9 protein-coding genes and 4 pseudogenes are annotated in these 14,619 nt (G+C 68.2%); 7 read left to right on the top strand and 6 right to left on the bottom strand.

All coding sequences use genetic code 11. From position 1 onward, the window contains the following. Positions 1-513: 513 nt before the first annotated feature. Positions 514-2,252 (bottom strand): annotated as a pseudogene (ilvB, locus tag ACFQJD_RS12285) (biosynthetic-type acetolactate synthase large subunit). Positions 2,253-2,729: 477 nt separating this feature from the next. On the opposite strand from ilvB, the gene ACFQJD_RS12280 reads away from it, so the two are divergent. The 3 genes from ACFQJD_RS12280 to csa3 all read left to right on the top strand — a co-directional run bounded on the left by ACFQJD_RS12280 (position 2,730) and on the right by csa3 (position 4,056). Continuing rightward, positions 2,730-2,870, top strand: coding sequence for a hypothetical protein (locus tag ACFQJD_RS12280; protein WP_379798571.1), 141 nt, complete (start codon positions 2,730-2,732; stop codon positions 2,868-2,870). Positions 2,871-2,944: 74 nt separating this feature from the next. Further along, positions 2,945-3,292 carry a nuclear transport factor 2 family protein gene (locus ACFQJD_RS12275; RefSeq protein ID WP_379798569.1) on the top strand — a complete coding sequence of 116 codons (348 nt, stop codon included), beginning with the start codon at positions 2,945-2,947 and terminating at the stop codon, positions 3,290-3,292. Positions 3,293-3,405: 113 nt separating this feature from the next. Beyond that, positions 3,406-4,056 carry a CRISPR-associated CARF protein Csa3 gene (csa3, locus tag ACFQJD_RS12270; protein WP_379798567.1) on the top strand — a complete coding sequence of 217 codons (651 nt, stop codon included), beginning with the start codon at positions 3,406-3,408 and terminating at the stop codon, positions 4,054-4,056. Positions 4,057-4,343: 287 nt separating this feature from the next. On the opposite strand, the gene ACFQJD_RS12265 is transcribed toward csa3, so the two are convergent. The 3 genes from ACFQJD_RS12265 to ACFQJD_RS12255 all read right to left on the bottom strand — a co-directional run bounded on the left by ACFQJD_RS12265 (position 4,344) and on the right by ACFQJD_RS12255 (position 6,656). After that, on the bottom strand, positions 4,344-4,706 hold the full coding sequence (locus ACFQJD_RS12265) for a hypothetical protein (protein WP_379798565.1): 363 nt from the start codon (positions 4,704-4,706) through the stop codon (positions 4,344-4,346). A gap of 107 nt (positions 4,707-4,813) precedes the next feature. Next, on the bottom strand, positions 4,814-6,082 hold the full coding sequence (locus ACFQJD_RS12260; RefSeq protein ID WP_379798563.1) for an alkaline phosphatase family protein: 1,269 nt from the start codon (positions 6,080-6,082) through the stop codon (positions 4,814-4,816). Positions 6,083-6,272: 190 nt separating this feature from the next. After that, positions 6,273-6,656 (bottom strand): PaaI family thioesterase, encoded by a 384-nt coding sequence (locus tag ACFQJD_RS12255; RefSeq protein ID WP_379798561.1) that lies wholly within the window; start codon positions 6,654-6,656, stop codon positions 6,273-6,275. Positions 6,657-6,709: 53 nt separating this feature from the next. On the opposite strand from ACFQJD_RS12255, the gene ACFQJD_RS12250 reads away from it, so the two are divergent. Together ACFQJD_RS12250 and ACFQJD_RS12245 are read left to right on the top strand one after the other, a co-directional pair. Further along, the gene (locus tag ACFQJD_RS12250; protein ID WP_379798559.1) at positions 6,710-7,636 is read left to right on the top strand and encodes a DUF1152 domain-containing protein; all 927 of its coding nucleotides are present in this window, start codon (positions 6,710-6,712) and stop codon (positions 7,634-7,636) included. 122 nt (positions 7,637-7,758) lie between these two features. Then, positions 7,759-8,899: pseudogene (locus tag ACFQJD_RS12245) on the top strand (CBS domain-containing protein). 9 nt (positions 8,900-8,908) lie between these two features. Here the strand turns inward: ACFQJD_RS12245 and radB are convergent. Then, on the bottom strand, positions 8,909-9,598 hold the full coding sequence (radB, locus tag ACFQJD_RS12240; RefSeq protein ID WP_379798557.1) for a DNA repair and recombination protein RadB: 690 nt from the start codon (positions 9,596-9,598) through the stop codon (positions 8,909-8,911). A gap of 82 nt (positions 9,599-9,680) precedes the next feature. On the opposite strand from radB, the gene ACFQJD_RS12235 reads away from it, so the two are divergent. Beyond that, positions 9,681-10,406, top strand: coding sequence for a hypothetical protein (locus ACFQJD_RS12235; protein WP_379798555.1), 726 nt, complete (start codon positions 9,681-9,683; stop codon positions 10,404-10,406). Between the two features lie 216 nt (positions 10,407-10,622). Here the strand turns inward: ACFQJD_RS12235 and larC are convergent. After that, positions 10,623-12,039: pseudogene (gene larC, locus ACFQJD_RS12230) on the bottom strand (nickel pincer cofactor biosynthesis protein LarC). Positions 12,040-12,274: 235 nt separating this feature from the next. On the opposite strand from larC, the pseudogene ACFQJD_RS12225 reads away from it, so the two are divergent. Beyond that, positions 12,275-14,502, top strand: a pseudogene (locus ACFQJD_RS12225) (CDC48 family AAA ATPase). Positions 14,503-14,619: the final 117 nt, after the last annotated feature.

Below are 14,619 nucleotides of genomic sequence, written 5' to 3'. Positions count from 1 at the left end.
TACGAGTGCGTCCGGGTGATAATTCCCCGATCGAGCTACGCCCGCGATGACATCAGTTAGCGCTGAATCAGCCGTAGATAGGCGTAGGAGGGGTGAGAGTCGCGCGTTCAAATACGCGTTGGCCCACCTACAGCGCTCGTGGCCTTCGGCCGTGGCGCGTTCGGGGCCGGGAACTCCCCAGCCGCCTAACTTCGTTCCCCCGAGAGAACACTCTCTCGGACCGTTCTCGACCGACGTAGCGCGCACTGCTCAGTAATATCCGACGGGTGTTTCCCGGACACCGCACAGCGGTCGCTCGCGGTCGTTCAAGAGACGGGGTAGGTCGGTCAGCGATGACCGCACGTGGAAACCACGCGGGCTGAAAGGTGGCCGACCGACCGTGCCATCTACCCTGGCCTTTCTTTCGCCGCTATAAAACACCTCCGACGTCGTTCTCCGACTCGACTGCCGTCGCTTTAGCGCGTCGTCGAGTTCGGCTACGATCGGCGTCGGCCGCGTTCGGCGGCCGGGCGACTACAGCCGGTCGAGTTGCTCCTGATTCATGGCGAACTCGCCGTTGTCGCCGCCCGAGGGGACCATCGGATAGACGTCGGCGTCGGGGTCGACGTGGGCGTCGACGACGGACGGGCCGTCGTACGCGACGGCTGCCTCCAGGGTTTCTTCGACCTCTGCGTGGTCGTCGATGCGGAAGCCGCGCGCGCCGAACGCCTCGGCCAGCTTGTCGAACTCGGGGACCCACGAGTAGTCCGACGCGGCGTGGCGGCCCTCGAAGAACGCGTCCTGCCACTGGCGCACCATCCCCACGTACTCGTTGTTCAGGACGACGACGGTGACGTCGAGCTGTTCCCGGACGGGGGCGAGTTCCTGGACCGTCATCAAAAAGGAGCCGTCGCCGTCGAAACAGACGACCGGCTGGTCGTCGTCGGCGGCGTAGCGCGCGCCGATGGCCGCGGGCAGCCCGTAGCCCATCGTCCCCAGACCGTGCGACGACACCCACGTCCGCGGTTCGGTGAACGTCCAGTACTGCATGGCCCACATCTGGTGTTGGCCGACGCCCGTCGTGACGACGGTGTCGGCAGGCAGCAGAGCGTCGAGGGCCTCGACCACGAACTGCGGGGCGAGGGCGTCCTCGGGCAGGTCGTACTCCATCGAATACGCGGTCTTCCACGTCCGGCACTGCTCGCGCCACGCGTCGGCGTCGGGGGCGGCGGGGAGGGCGTCGGACAACTGCGCCAGCACCGTCGCGGCGTCGCCGACGAGGGATGGTCGGCGTGGACGTTCTTCGAGATCTCGGTGGGGTCGATGTCGACGTGGATCACGGTCGCGTCGGGCGCGAACGAGTCGATACCGCCGGTCAGTCGGTCGTCGAACCGGGTGCCGACGGCGAGCATCACGTCGCACTGCTGGAGGGCCAGATTTGCGTAGCCCGTCCCGTGCATCCCGGCGACTTCCATCGCCAGGTCGTGGTCTTCGGGGAACGACCCGATGCCCGGCATCGTCGTGACGACGGGCACCTCGTACTCCGTCGCGAACCGCCGGAGTTCCGGACTCGCCGCGCCCTTGACGACGCCGCCGCCGGAGAGGACGACCGGCCGATCCGCCGCGGCGAGGGCGTCGGCGGCGACCTGCACCGCTTCGGCGTCGGCGCTGTCCGGCGCGGTCGAGGTGGACGGGGCGTCGGGAGCGCGGTCCGTCTCGCCGAGGGTGGCGTCTTTCGGCAGGTCGACCAGCGTCGGCCCCGGTCGCCCGTCGCCCGCCAGCGACACCGCCTCGCGGACGGCGTCGCCGACCCGGTTCGGCGTCGACGCGAAGTAGTTCGCCTTCGTCACGGGGCGGGTGATACCGACGGTGTCGGCCTCTTGGAACGCGTCCTTGCCCATGAGATTCGTCGGCACCTGGCCCGTGAGGGCGACGAGAGGGTCGGAGTCCAGATCGGCGTCGGCGAGTCCGGTCACGAGGTTCGTCGCGCCGGGACCGGACGTGGCGAGACAGACCCCGGGGCGACCCGAGACGACGCCGTAGGCGTCGGCGGCGTGGACCGCGCCCTGTTCGTGGGCCATCGTCACGTGGGTCACGTCGGCGTCGTAGAGGGCGTCGTAGACGGGCATGATCGCCCCGCCTTGCACGCCGAACAGGCGTTCGACGCCGGCCGCCTCGAGTGCGGCGACGGCGGCTTCCGCGCCGTTCGTGACCGGGGTGTCGTTCGATTGCTGGCTCGATTCCGTCTCCGATACTGGGGATTGCTGGGACATTTGGGTGTGGGGCTGCACGTCGCCGTCGGCGACGATACTGACGTTCGGTGAACGATTCGAACAGTGGGGTGGAGGTGGAGGTGGGGTTAGGCGTGAACCCCAATAATGGCGACGATAGCGACGACGGCCGCACCGCTCGACACGGACGAACGGCGTGGCGAAAGCCACGCGGAACTGTCCGGGACGAGAGGCCGTGACATCTGTCTCCCTGTTCTCGGGTGCCGTATTTATACCTTTCTCTCCTCCGACCGGGACGGCCCGTGAAGCGGATAGCCGCCCGCCAGCGGGGTCGACCGGCCTCTCGCTCACCCGTCGACCGGGAACGGCCGTCGCGTTCGCCGGCCGTGACACTCCGTCCCGTGATTCGACGTATCGGTTATCAAACGTCTGCGTACATCGAATATATTGAAGAATAGTTAACGAAACGACCGATAAAGTTTAAATTCCCCGTAACAAACCCGCATAGTGAGTCCGTCCATGTCCGCGCTAGATTCGCTCGAACTGACCCGTACCGACGCCCTACGTCTCCTCTCGCCCGTCGGCTGTCTCGCCGAAGCGCTCTCGGCCGGCCTCCTCTTTACCGCCATCGCCGGCTGTTTCGTCGCGGCGGCCGTCTGATCGGGGAAACCCTCTTATCTCTCGGCTGGGATATGCTACCCCCTGTCAGGACACGCCCGACGGGAGAGACCACTATGACGACCGAAGACGTACTGGACCACCACCTCGACGCGTTCGTTGCACAGGATTTAGACGGCATCATGGAAGACTACGCGGACGACTCGTTCGTCGTGACGCCGATGGGGACGTTCCGCGGCCTCGACGAGATCGAGGAGTTGTTCGCGGGCCTCTTCGAGGAGTTCGCCCGGCCGGGAACCGACATCACGCTCGACCAGCAGACCGTCGAGGGCGACTGGGCCTACATCGTCTGGCACGCGGAGACGCAGGAGAACGTCTACGAATACTGCACCGACACCTTCGAGATCCGCGGCGGCGAGATCCGCAAGCAGACCTTCGCCGGAAAGATCACGCCGAAGGAGTGACGCGGTCGTGGGCCGACCCGCTCACGACGCGGTTGCAGTGTCGCGGCCGCCGCCGCCTCAGTTTCACCGACGTACGACGGTGGAATTATTGTGAGTACCCTCCACTCGCCAGTATGCAGACGTTCATCTCGCCGCTCGGATACGACAGCACGCGAGTGACGCGACCGGTCCTCCGCCACGGCCTCGAATCGGGTGATCAGGTCGTGATGTTACGCCCGACTTCGGAGGAAGAGAACGACCAGAACCGGGCCGCGGAGGCGGTGACGGACGTGAAACAGATGCTCTCGCAGGTCGACCCCTCCGTCACCGTCACCGTCGAGTCGATAACCCACGACGACTTCGAGCGCGGGGTGCGAGAGTGCCTGGACGTTCTGGAGGCGGTCCGGGGCGACGTCGTCGTCACCTTCGGCGGCGGGCCGCGCGAACTCTTTCTCTGTTTCACGCTCGCGACGCTGACCGCCACCAACCGGATTTCGACAGCCTATCAGTTCTGCGATATGAACGGCGCGGTGCGCGAACTGACGATTCCGCCCCTCCTCACGCCGATTCCGGAGCCGGCGTGGGCGACGCTCGCCCTCGTCGCCGACGCCGACGACGGGACGACGATCCCCGCCGTGACCGAACTGAGCCAGCGCTCGAAGAGCACCGTGACGCGCCACGTCAACCAGTTGTCCGAGCGGGGACTCGTCGAGACGCGGATGGAAGGGAAGGTAAAGCGCGTACGACTGACGCTCGCCGGCGAACTCCGCCTCCGCGCGAACTGAACGGGCGCAATCGACGCCCTCGAATTCGAACGTGCTGCAACGATTTCGAGAGATGTACAGATATATGACGGCGGCGGAGCCACCTTCCCGGCGGGGTGAGACCGGGTGCCTCCTCCCGACCCCTGGCGCGCCCGTTCCCGCGACTGCCGATTCGGGAGCGACGCGACTCGCCGGTGAATAAAACGGGTTCGTACTCCGGCGACGACGTCGTCGAGTACCCCTACCCGCGTCGTCTGCCGGGGGACGATTCGTTCGTTGAGGCGTCTTCCAGTGCCATATACGTTGCGTCAGACGTTTGGCGGACGCGACCGCCTCGATCCTCTCGGCCGTCGGTCGCCGGCGTCGAGTTTCAGGTCGAACAGGTCGTTCGCGTGGCGCGTACACAGCAGCGGCGTCTCGTCGGTGAGGGCGTGGCCATCCTCGACGCCCTCCTGTCCGTCGACGAGATTGATCTCCAGTTTGTACGCCGGGAGGGCGATCGGGCCGGTCTCCGAACAGAACAGACACCGCTCCGTGGTCTCCCACACCCCTTCCTCCAGACAGATTCCGAACGTCTCCCGCTCACAGCGGTGACACAGGCCGCCGAGTGCCGTCCCCGTCTCCGAGTCGACGACTGCCCGGTCGTCCTCGGCGTCTCGCCCACACTGCACACACGACAACGATGTAGTTGGTGTCACCGGCTATCAGTGATAATAATCCAAGGGGCGCTATTTAGCTATTTCGGGACAAAATCCGCTAACACGCCGGGATTATCGCCTCAAACGATCACGCCTTCCGTTCTCAGTAGCGAAAATCTCAGCCCCGGCTTCGTTCCGAGCGGGCCGATCGTCGAATCGCGGTTTCGCACGTCGGCGGTCCGTCCCCGCGCCGTTCCGCCCGTGCCCCGGAGGTTCGTCGGCGACTGCCGGGAGCGACGCGCCGCTGAGGTCGGCGACCCGGGCCGCCGCGAAGGGGACCAGCATCTCGTCGGGATGGAGGCCCCCGTGCATCCCCACGTGTTCCAGCAGTCGCGGGTCGCGACCGTGCCAGACGCCCCGATCGCGCGGGACGACCACGAGGTCACCGCACCGGCGTTCGAGGGCGGGTGCCGGGTCGCCCGGCCCGAACAGCGACTCCGCGAGCGCCTCCGCACGGGTGAACGTCCGCGCGTCGAGTTCGCGGGCCAGCGACCGCCGAACCTCGGCTCCTCCTCACAGAACAGGTGGACGTTCCGCGCGCTGCCGGCGACGACGGGGCTTTCGCTCCCGGCGACGCCCTCGGCGTCCGTCTCACCCCCGCCGTGGCGACGCAAGCGAGACGCCACGCCGTCGAGTTCGAGGAGGTCCACGTTCGTCGTCGGGTCGGTGTTCACCTGACCGTGGTCCGCGGTGACGACGAGGAGCGTCCGCCGAGCGTCCGCGGCGTCGAGGCGGCGGACGAACCGACCGAGCGTCGCCGCCACCGACGACAGCCGGTCGCGGTAGGTCGCCGACTCGGTGCCGGTCTCGTGGCCCGCCGCGTCGACCTGCGGGAAGTAGGCCAGGACGTACGTCCGATCGCCGGCCGACTCGACGATCCGACGCAGCGACGCTTCGGCGTCCGAAACGTCGGCGTAGCCCGGAGTCGCCGCGCCGGCACTGGCCACCGACGAGTACGCCGACCCGGCGAGGCTCTCTGGCGAGAGGACGTGTGAGGTGACGCCCGCCTCGCCGAGCCGTTCGTATATCGGTCGTCCCGCGAACAGGTCCGCCGGCGTCACCGACGCGTCCACCGATCGCGGATCCTCGCCGGCGAGCGTCCGGAAGGGGAGCGATCGGATCGTCAGGTCGTCCGCCTCGACGTAGAGGTTCCAGCCGAGGAGGCCGTGTTCGGCGGGCGTCCGGCCGGTGTGGAGCGTCGTCATCGCCGCCGCCGTCTCCGAGGGGTAGACCGAGGTGAGCGGCGTGACGCCCGCGCGACGGGTGAGTCGGTCGAGAAAGGGGACGGCTTCGTAGTCGCGTCGCCACTGCGTGTAGCCGTAGCCGTCGACGAGGGCGACGACGACCACCTCGACGTCCGTCTCGACGTCGGCCAGCGCGTCCGCCGGGAGCGGCGGTCCGACGTCGGCGTCGAGGACGCGCCCCGCCGTCGCGGGGACGCGAGCGACACAGAAGTCGTCGTAGGCGGGGCGGAGGTATCCCCCGTCTCGCGGGCGTCGCGGATGGCGCGTTCGACGTCGACGGCGAACATCCGGTCGGCTACTCCAGGACGTGTCGGTCGGGGACGACGCAGTCGAACGACCCCGCCATGACCGTCGTCTCGCCGGCCGTGACGGCGCAGTCGACGTCGACGCGGCGATCCTCCCGTTGGGCGATCTCCGCCCGGGCGCGGAGTTCGTCGCCCGTCTCCGCCGGCGCGGGGAACTCGACGTCGGCCCCCGCGAGGACGACGGTCGATTCGTTCACCGCGAGCATCGCGGCGTAGTCCGCCGCGCCGAAGACGAACCCGCCGTGGACCAGTCCCGTCTCGTCGGCCCGCATCTCCGCCGTCGTCGCGAGGGAGACGACGGCGAGGCCGTCCTCAACCCGTTCGGGCGTTCCGACGTAGCGCTCCGAGATCTCCGAGTGCGTCTGCACGTCCATGCGCCCGGCGACGGACGCCGGGCGTATAATACTCCGGCGGTCGAAGCCCGACCATGGAGACACTCGAATCCGCGTTCGATGCGACCCGCGCGCTCGTCTTCGGCGGCGGTGGCGGCGGCGACGTGGTCGGTGCCGTGCCGACGGCCCGATTCCTGGAACGACACGGTGTCGACGTACTCCTCGGCGGCGTTCCCTGGGAACGGTTCGTCGTCGACCCGACGGTCGGGCCGCGGTCGTTCGACGAACTGACGAGCGTCGACCGGATCAACGACGCCGTCGCCGTCGCCGACGGCGAGACGCGGACCCACGACGGCGTCGAGTTCGCCGAGACCCGGGTCGCCCGCCACTACGACGAGGACGTCGCGCTGGTGAACGTGAGCGGCGGTGCGGCGGGCCTCGCCGCGGGCCTCGACGACGCCTGCCGACGCCTCGACGTCGATCTGGTCGTGGGCACCGACTCCGGCGGCGATGTCCTCGCGGCCGGGGACGAAGACGGCCTCCGGAGCCCGCTTATCGACGCCGTCGTCCTCGCGGCGTTGACCCGCCTCGACGTGGACGCCTGCCTCGGCGTCTTCGGCCACGGGAGCGACGGCGAACTGACCCCCGCCGAGGTCGACGACGGCATCGCCCGCGCGGCCCGACGCGACGGCTTCCTCGGCGCGTGGGGGTTGACGCCGAGCGTCGTCGCCGAACTCGACGACCTGTTGGCCGACGTGACCACGGAGGCGAGTCGCCTCCCCGTCGAGGCGGCCCGGGGCGCGCTCGGCGAGACGGAGATTCGCGACGGCGACCGGACGGTGTCGCTCTCGCCGTCGAGCGCGGTCACCTTCTATCTCGACCCGTCGGCCGTCGCCGCGACGTCCGGCCTGGCCAGTCACGTCCGGGGAACGGAGAGCCTCGACGCGGCACACGAGGCGCTGGGTCGCGCCGGCTACGAGACCGAGCTCGACTACGAGCGGCGTCGCCTCCGCGAGTCGTGAGCCGACCTCGCCGTCGCGGTCCGACACCCCGCCGTCGACGGCGGCCCGAGCGCGCGACGGCGGTCTACGCCCCGGCGACGAGAAGAACTAACTTCCGCGCTCGCCGAGAATGACGTATCGATATGAATATCGCAGATATTGCGACGTCTGAATACACCGAAATCGACGCACAGGAACGCCTCGGAAAGGTCAAGTCCATCTTCGAACGCGAGAATCCGAAGGGGATCGTCGTCACCCGGGACGGGGAGTACGCCGGCGTCATCAGCGAACGCGATCTCGTGCGCTCCCGGGTCGCCGACGACGCCAAAGCGGAGGTGCTCGTCCGGTCGGCCCCCGCGTCGACCGCACGGAGGACGTCCGCGAGGTCGCGCGCGTCCTCGTCGAGGGCGGGACGCAGATCGCGCCCGTCTACGAGGGCGAGAAGCGCTGGGGCATCGTCAGCGTCGACGGCATCCTCGACGCCGTCCTCGACAACCTCGACGCCCTCGACGTCTCCCAGATCCAGACCGACGACGTCGTCACCATCGGCGAGAAAGAACACGTCGGCAAGGTCATCAACCGACTGCGCGAAAACGGCATTTCGCGCCTCCCCGTCGTCGACGACGACGGCCGACTCGTCGGCGTCGTCACGACTCACGACATCGTCGAGTTCGCGGTCCGCGACACGGAACGGCAGGGCCGGGGCGACCGCCGGGGCGACCTCGAACGGATGCTCGATCTGCCCGTCTACGATCTGATGACGAGTCCGGTTCTCACGACGACGCCCGGCGAATCCGTCCGCGACGCCGTCGCCCGGATGCTCGACAACGACGTCGCCGGCCTCGTCGTCACGCCCGAAGCCGACGACGGGGAGATCGCCGGCGTCCTCACCAAGACGGACGTGTTGCGCGCGCTCACCTACACCGAAAAACAGCAGATGGACGTCCAGATCACCAACGTCGCCCTCCTGGACGACATCAGTCGCGGGGCGGTCGTCGAGAGCGTCACCGAGGTGGCCGACAAGTATCGGGACATGCAGGTCCACCACGCCCACGTCCGCTTTCACGAACACAAAGAGCGCCTCCGCGGGACCCCCTTATCCGGTGTCAGATCCGTCTCCGGACGAACCGCGGGCAGGTCGCCGGCTCCGGCGAGGGGTACGGCGCGGAACACGGCTTCCACGTCGCCCTCGACAAACTCGAACGCAACGTCCTCGAACTGAAAGGCATCATCGCAGACGAGGAGTACGAGGCCCAGCTCCTCTCGAAACTCGGCGAACTCTGAGGCCGGGGCCTACGGTTCGGCTCCCGACAACCCCGTCTCGGTGATGCGGAACGTCGCCGACTCCCCCGCCGGCTTCGACCGGTGTTTCTCCAGCGTCGCGCGGCGGTTCCCGCCCCGAAAGCGGTCGAGTCGGACGACCGCGCCGGTCCAGTGTTCGAGCGTGTGGCCGCCCAGCGGGCGCGCCCGATCGCTCTCGGGATCGGTGTACACCTGGTTCGTGACGACGACGGCCAGGTCGTGTTTGCGCGCCAGCGAGAGCAGGTGAGTGACCTGGCGAGCCACCTTCCGGAGCGACTCGCCGTCGTCGCCGTCGCCGACCCGCTCGAGGCGGTAGAAGCCGGTCGCGCTGTCGAGCACCACGAGATCGGCGCGCTCGGCGAACTCGCCGGCGTCGCGGACCGCCTCCGCCTGTTCCGTGAAGTCGTGGGCGTCGCTGATGATCAACCGCGAGGTGACGTCCTCGACGTCGTCCGTCGCTTTCGCCTCGGCGAGCTGGCGGAAGCGGTCGATCGACAGCCCCTCGGTGTCGATGTAGACGGCGACGCCACCGGCCGCGGCGACGCCGACGGCCGCCGAGAGCGCGAGGTTCGTCTTGCCGGCGGCCGGCGGGCCGTACACCTGCGTGACGGTGCCACGCTCGAATCCGCCCCCGAGCAACTCGTCGAGGGGGTCACAGCCGGTGGAAACGTGCTCTGCCACGCCCGTCTTTGCGTCGGTATGCGCAAAAAACCCCGATGTGGCTCTCGATACGTTTTACCCGCTACACACCCAACTCCCGGCAGTGATCGTCGTCGCCACCGCGGACTTCGAACTGTACCACGAGGTGGTGGGCCGACTCCGGGATCGGGGCGTCGAGTTCACGACGGTCGAACCCGGCGAGGGCCTGCCCGACCACGCCACCGTCGTCATCACGGTCCCGGAGGACGACGTGGACACCGGCGAGGTCCCCCACGTCGTCGCGTCCGCTGACGAGGCCCGGCGCGCGGTGGACGAAGCCCTCGCCGTCCTCAGAGGCGGGAGCGGCCGCACCGTCGTCGGCGTCGACCCCGGCGTCCGTCCGGGCATCGCCGTCCTCTCCGGCGAGATGGTCGTCGCCGCCTTCCACGTCCCCTTCGCCGACGCCGTCGAGACGATCCGGCGGGAGGTCGCCGACGCCGTCGACCCGGTGGTCCGCGTCGGCGACGGCGCGCGCCTGCAGGGCTCGCAACTCGTCAACGAACTCGACGACGTGCCGGTCGAACTCGTCGACGAGACGGGGACGACGCCCTACCTCGGCACCGGCGCGCGGGGCATGGGCGACGTCCTCGCGGCGGTCAACATCGCCCGCCTCGACGGCGAACGCGTCGAATCCCGTGAGGTCGAACCCACCGCGGGCGAACTACAGGTCATCAAAGACCGCTCGCGCCAGCAGTCCAGCGAGAACCGCGCCATCGACGAACGACTGGCCCGCCGCGTCGCCAGCGGCGAACTGAGCATCGAGGAAGCGCTGGACGAACACCGGAACTGACGGCCGCCCGCTCGGGCCCCGGGTCGTCCGTTTCCGCCGCTCGAGAGACGCGAAGCGGTTTCGATCGCGCCCCGGCGGCGGACGGCGAAAAATGCGTACTCGGCGTGTCGACGACGCCGACGCACGGCGGGCGTTCCCATTCCCCGGCGCGCCCGGCGACGGCACAGGCCGTCGTGCCGGACGGTCCATAAATCCGACACCAAACCGCCCGAGGCGCTACCGGACTGCCGACTCGGCCCGTCGCCTCACCTCGCGAACGGGGAGTCCCGTCTCGCGCGCGACGGCGAGGGCGTCGTCGTACTCCGCGCTGACGTCGTACACCTCGCCGGCGTCGTCACAGCCGACTTTCACCGCCACCTCGTAGCTGTCTCCCTCCACGTCGAGTTCGACCGTCTCGAACCGCCGGTCGGCGATCCAGCGGTGGCCCGCGCCGTGTTCGCGGACGCCGAGCGTGCCCGTCTCCTCGGCGAGGCGACGGGCCACGCGTTCGGCGTCCGCCGGGCGGACGATCACCTTGACGAGGTGGCCCGGCCGGGATTTCTTCATCGTCGCCGGCAACACCGTCACGTCGCGCGCGCCGGCGTCGGTGAGCGTCTCCTGCAGGCCGCCGAGAATCTCCGGCGTGGCGTCGTCGAGGTTCGTCTCCAGGACGGTGATCTCGTCGCGGCGGAGCCCCCTCCCCGTCGCCGACGAGGGCGCGGAGGACGTTCGGGCGGTCGGGGAAGTCCATGTCGCCCGCGCCGTAGCCCGACGCGTCGAGAGTCAGCGACGGGAGGCGGTCGACGCCCTCGGCGACGTGCGCGAGCAACGCCGCCCCGGTCGGCGTGAGCAGTTCGGCGTCGACCGGGCCGCCACGAATCGCCCAGTCCGCGCGCTCGGCGATTTCGACGACGGCCGGCGTCGGCACCGGATACGTCCCGTGGCTCATCGCCGCGTCGCCGCCGCCGGTCGAGACGGGTGCCGTCACCACCCGTTCGACGTCGAGGTCGGCGAGGAGCAGACAGACGCCGACCACGTCCGCGATGGCGTCGTCGGCCCCCACCTCGTGGAAGTGCGTCTCCGAGAGGTCGGTGCCGTGGACCGCCGCCTCCGCCTCGCCGAGCAGTTCGAACGTCGCCAGCGCGTCGCGTTCGACGGCCGACGGCAGCCCCATCGACTCGACGAGGTCGACGACGTCCGGGTACGTTCGATGCGGGCCCGAGCCTTCGGCGCGGTCGTCGTGTGGGTGGTCGTGAGAGTGGTCGTCGTGTGGGTGGTCGTGAGAGTGGTCGTCGTGTGGGTGGTCGTGAGAGTGGTCGTCGTGTGGGTGGTCGTGAGAGTGGTCGTCGTGTGGGTGGTCGTGAGAGTGGTCGTCGTGTGGGTGGTCGTGAGAGTGGTCGTCGTGTGGGTGGTCGTGAGAGTGGTCGTCGTGAGAGTGGTCCACGGCGTGTGACGTCGAGTCGCTCCCGTCGAGACGAACGTCGACCGTCGTCGCGCGGACGCCGTTGTCGACCGTCTCACCCACGTCGTACCTGACGTCGATGGCGTCCTCGACGGGCGTGAGGACGGCGGGGTCGGCACCGACGGCGACCAGTGCGCCGAGGAGCATGTCGCCGCTGGCACCCATTCGGCCGTCGAACGCGAGCGTTCGCATACGCCGACTCACGCTCCCGACGCAAGTTAGACTGTCGGAAACAGTCGGCCGACCGTGCGCCGACGGCCGGCTCTGGCTGCCTACTGAGACACCGACTCGCCGGTAGGGATTTATGTCCTCCCGGCCTGTGCTAGCATATGACACTGACTCCGACGGCGGCGCGGGAATCTACCCCCAGTAGCAAAGAACTTATCCCGAGGCGTCGCCGACATTTCAGTATCCCTGCGGGGAGATTATGAACGAAGTGCAACTGGAAGTCGCCAAGGCGTACCCGAACGACTCGGGTCGCGGTATCGCCCGATTGGACCCCGACACGTTGCTCCACCTGAAGCTATCGCCGGGTGACATCATCGAGATCGAGGGCGGCGACACCACCGCGGCCAAGGTGTGGCGTGCCGACCGGCAGGACTGGAACACGGACACCGTCCGCATCGACGGGTTCACGCGCCAGAACGCGGACGTCGGCATCGGCGAACGCGTCACCATCCGGAAGGCGGAGGCGACGAAAGCCGACAAGCTCGTCCTCGCGCCGCCGGAGGAGGCGAGCGTCCAGTTCGGCTCCGACGCCGCCGGCATGGTCAAGCGCCAGATCCTGAAGCGGCCGGTCGTCGAACGCGACATCGTGCCGGTGATGTCGAGTACCAACCATCCGTTCATGCGCTCGCCCGGCCAGGCGATCCCGCTCATCGCCGTCGAGACGGAGCCCGACGGCGTCTGTCTCGTCACCGAAGACACCGAGGTCGAACTCCGCGAGGAGCCGATTTCGGGCTTCGAGAAGACGGGCGGCGGCATCACCTACGAGGACATCGGCGGCCTGCAAGGCGAGATTCAACGCGTCCGGGAGATGGTCGAACTCCCGATGAAACATCCCCAGATCTTCAAGAAACTGGGCATCGAACCGCCACAGGGCGTCCTGCTTCACGGCCCGCCAGGGACGGGCAAGACCCTGCTGGCGAAGGCCGTCGCCAACGAGACGTCGGCGAGTTTCTTCTCCATCGCCGGTCCCGAGATCATCTCGAAATACTACGGCGAGTCCGAACAGCAGTTACGCGAGATATTCGAGGACGCCAAAGAGGAGTCGCCCTCCATCATCTTCATCGACGAACTCGACTCCATCGCGCCCAAACGCGAGGACGTCACCGGCGAGGTCGAACGCCGCGTCGTCGCCCAGTTGCTGACGATGATGGACGGCCTCGAAACGAGGGGGCAGGTCATCGTCATCGCCGCGACGAACCGCGTCGACTCGGTGGACCCGGCGCTTCGCCGCCCCGGCCGGTTCGACCGCGAAATCGAGATCGGCGTCCCCGACGAGGCGGGACGGAAGGAGATCCTCCAGATACACACGCGGGGGATGCCCCTTTCCGACGACGTGAGCCTCGACCACCTCGCCGACGAGACCCACGGCTTCGTGGGTGCCGACATCGAGAGCCTCACCAAGGAGGCCGCGATGAAGGCGCTCAGACGCTACCTCCCCGAAATCGACTTAGACGAGGAGGACATCCCGCCGAGCCTCATCGACCGGATGATCGTCAAACGCGACGACTTCGGCGGCGCGCTCGGCGAAGTCGAACCCAGCGCGATGCGCGAGGTGCTGGTCGAACTCCCGAAGATTACGTGGGACGACGTCGGGGGACTGGAGGACCCCAAACAGAACGTCAAAGAGGCCGTCGAGTGGCCGCTCTCCTCCCCCAGAAGTTCGATCGCATGGGCATCGAACCGCCGAAGGGAGTCCTCCTCTACGGCCCGCCGGGGACGGGCAAGACGCTGATGGCGAAGGCCGTCGCCAACGAGACGAACGCCAACTTCATCTCGGTGCGTGGCCCCCAACTCCTCTCGAAGTGGGTCGGGGAAAGCGAGAAGGCCATCCGACAGACGTTCCGGAAGGCCAGACAGGTGGCCCCGACCGTCATCTTCTTCGACGAACTCGACTCGCTGGCTCCCTCCCGGGGCAACGAGGTGGGTAACAACGTCTCCGAACGGGTCGTCAACCAACTGCTGACCGAACTCGACGGGCTGGAGGAGATGGGCGACGTGATGGTCATCGGAGCGACCAACCGCCCCGACATGATCGACCCCGCGCTCATCCGCTCGGGCCGGTTCGACCGTCTGGTGTTCATCGGCGAACCGGAACAGGAGGGTCGCGAACAGATCCTGAAAATCCACACCCAGGACAGCCCGCTCGCCCCCGACGTGAGCCTGCGAGAGATCGCCGAAATCACCGACGGCTACGTCGGCTCTGACCTCGAGAGCATCGCGCGCGAGGCGGCGATGGTCGCGTTGCGAGAGGACGACGACGCGGAGGAAATCGAGATGCGGCATTTCCGTCAGGCGATGGAACACGTCCGCCCCACCATCACCGACGAGATTCTGGACTACTACGAACGCATCGAGGAGCAGTTCAAGGGTGGTCGCGGCGAGAGCTTCGCCGAGCGCGGCAGCGGCGGCCGCATCGGGTTCCAGTAACGACCTTTTGCGCTGCGGGCGCGGCTCCGCCGCGCCCTCGGTAAAAGCTCGACCAAAAGCACTCGGTGCTCACTTCACTTCGTTCCGTTCGCACCTCGGCCCGCTCGCTCCCGCCGG

This window comes from Haloplanus sp. GCM10025708 (genome assembly GCF_042663985.1).
Lineage (GTDB): Archaea > Halobacteriota > Halobacteria > Halobacteriales > Haloferacaceae > Salinirarus > Salinirarus marinus.
Note: the sequence above shows the minus strand (reverse complement) of the source record. Positions and strands in the feature narration are given on the sequence as shown.

Bases quoted from the DNA above. Each gene is read 5' to 3' on its own strand.
- ACFQJD_RS12280 (WP_379798571.1), top strand. From the start codon at position 2,730: ATGTCCGCGCTAGATTCGCTCGAACTGACCCGTACCGACGCCCTACGT.
- ACFQJD_RS12275 (WP_379798569.1), top strand. From the start codon at position 2,945: ATGACGACCGAAGACGTACTGGACCACCACCTCGACGCGTTCGTTGCA.
- csa3 (WP_379798567.1), top strand. From the start codon at position 3,406: ATGCAGACGTTCATCTCGCCGCTCGGATACGACAGCACGCGAGTGACG.
- ACFQJD_RS12255 (WP_379798561.1), bottom strand. From the start codon at position 6,656: ATGGACGTGCAGACGCACTCGGAGATCTCGGAGCGCTACGTCGGAACG.
- ACFQJD_RS12250 (WP_379798559.1), top strand. From the start codon at position 6,710: ATGGAGACACTCGAATCCGCGTTCGATGCGACCCGCGCGCTCGTCTTC.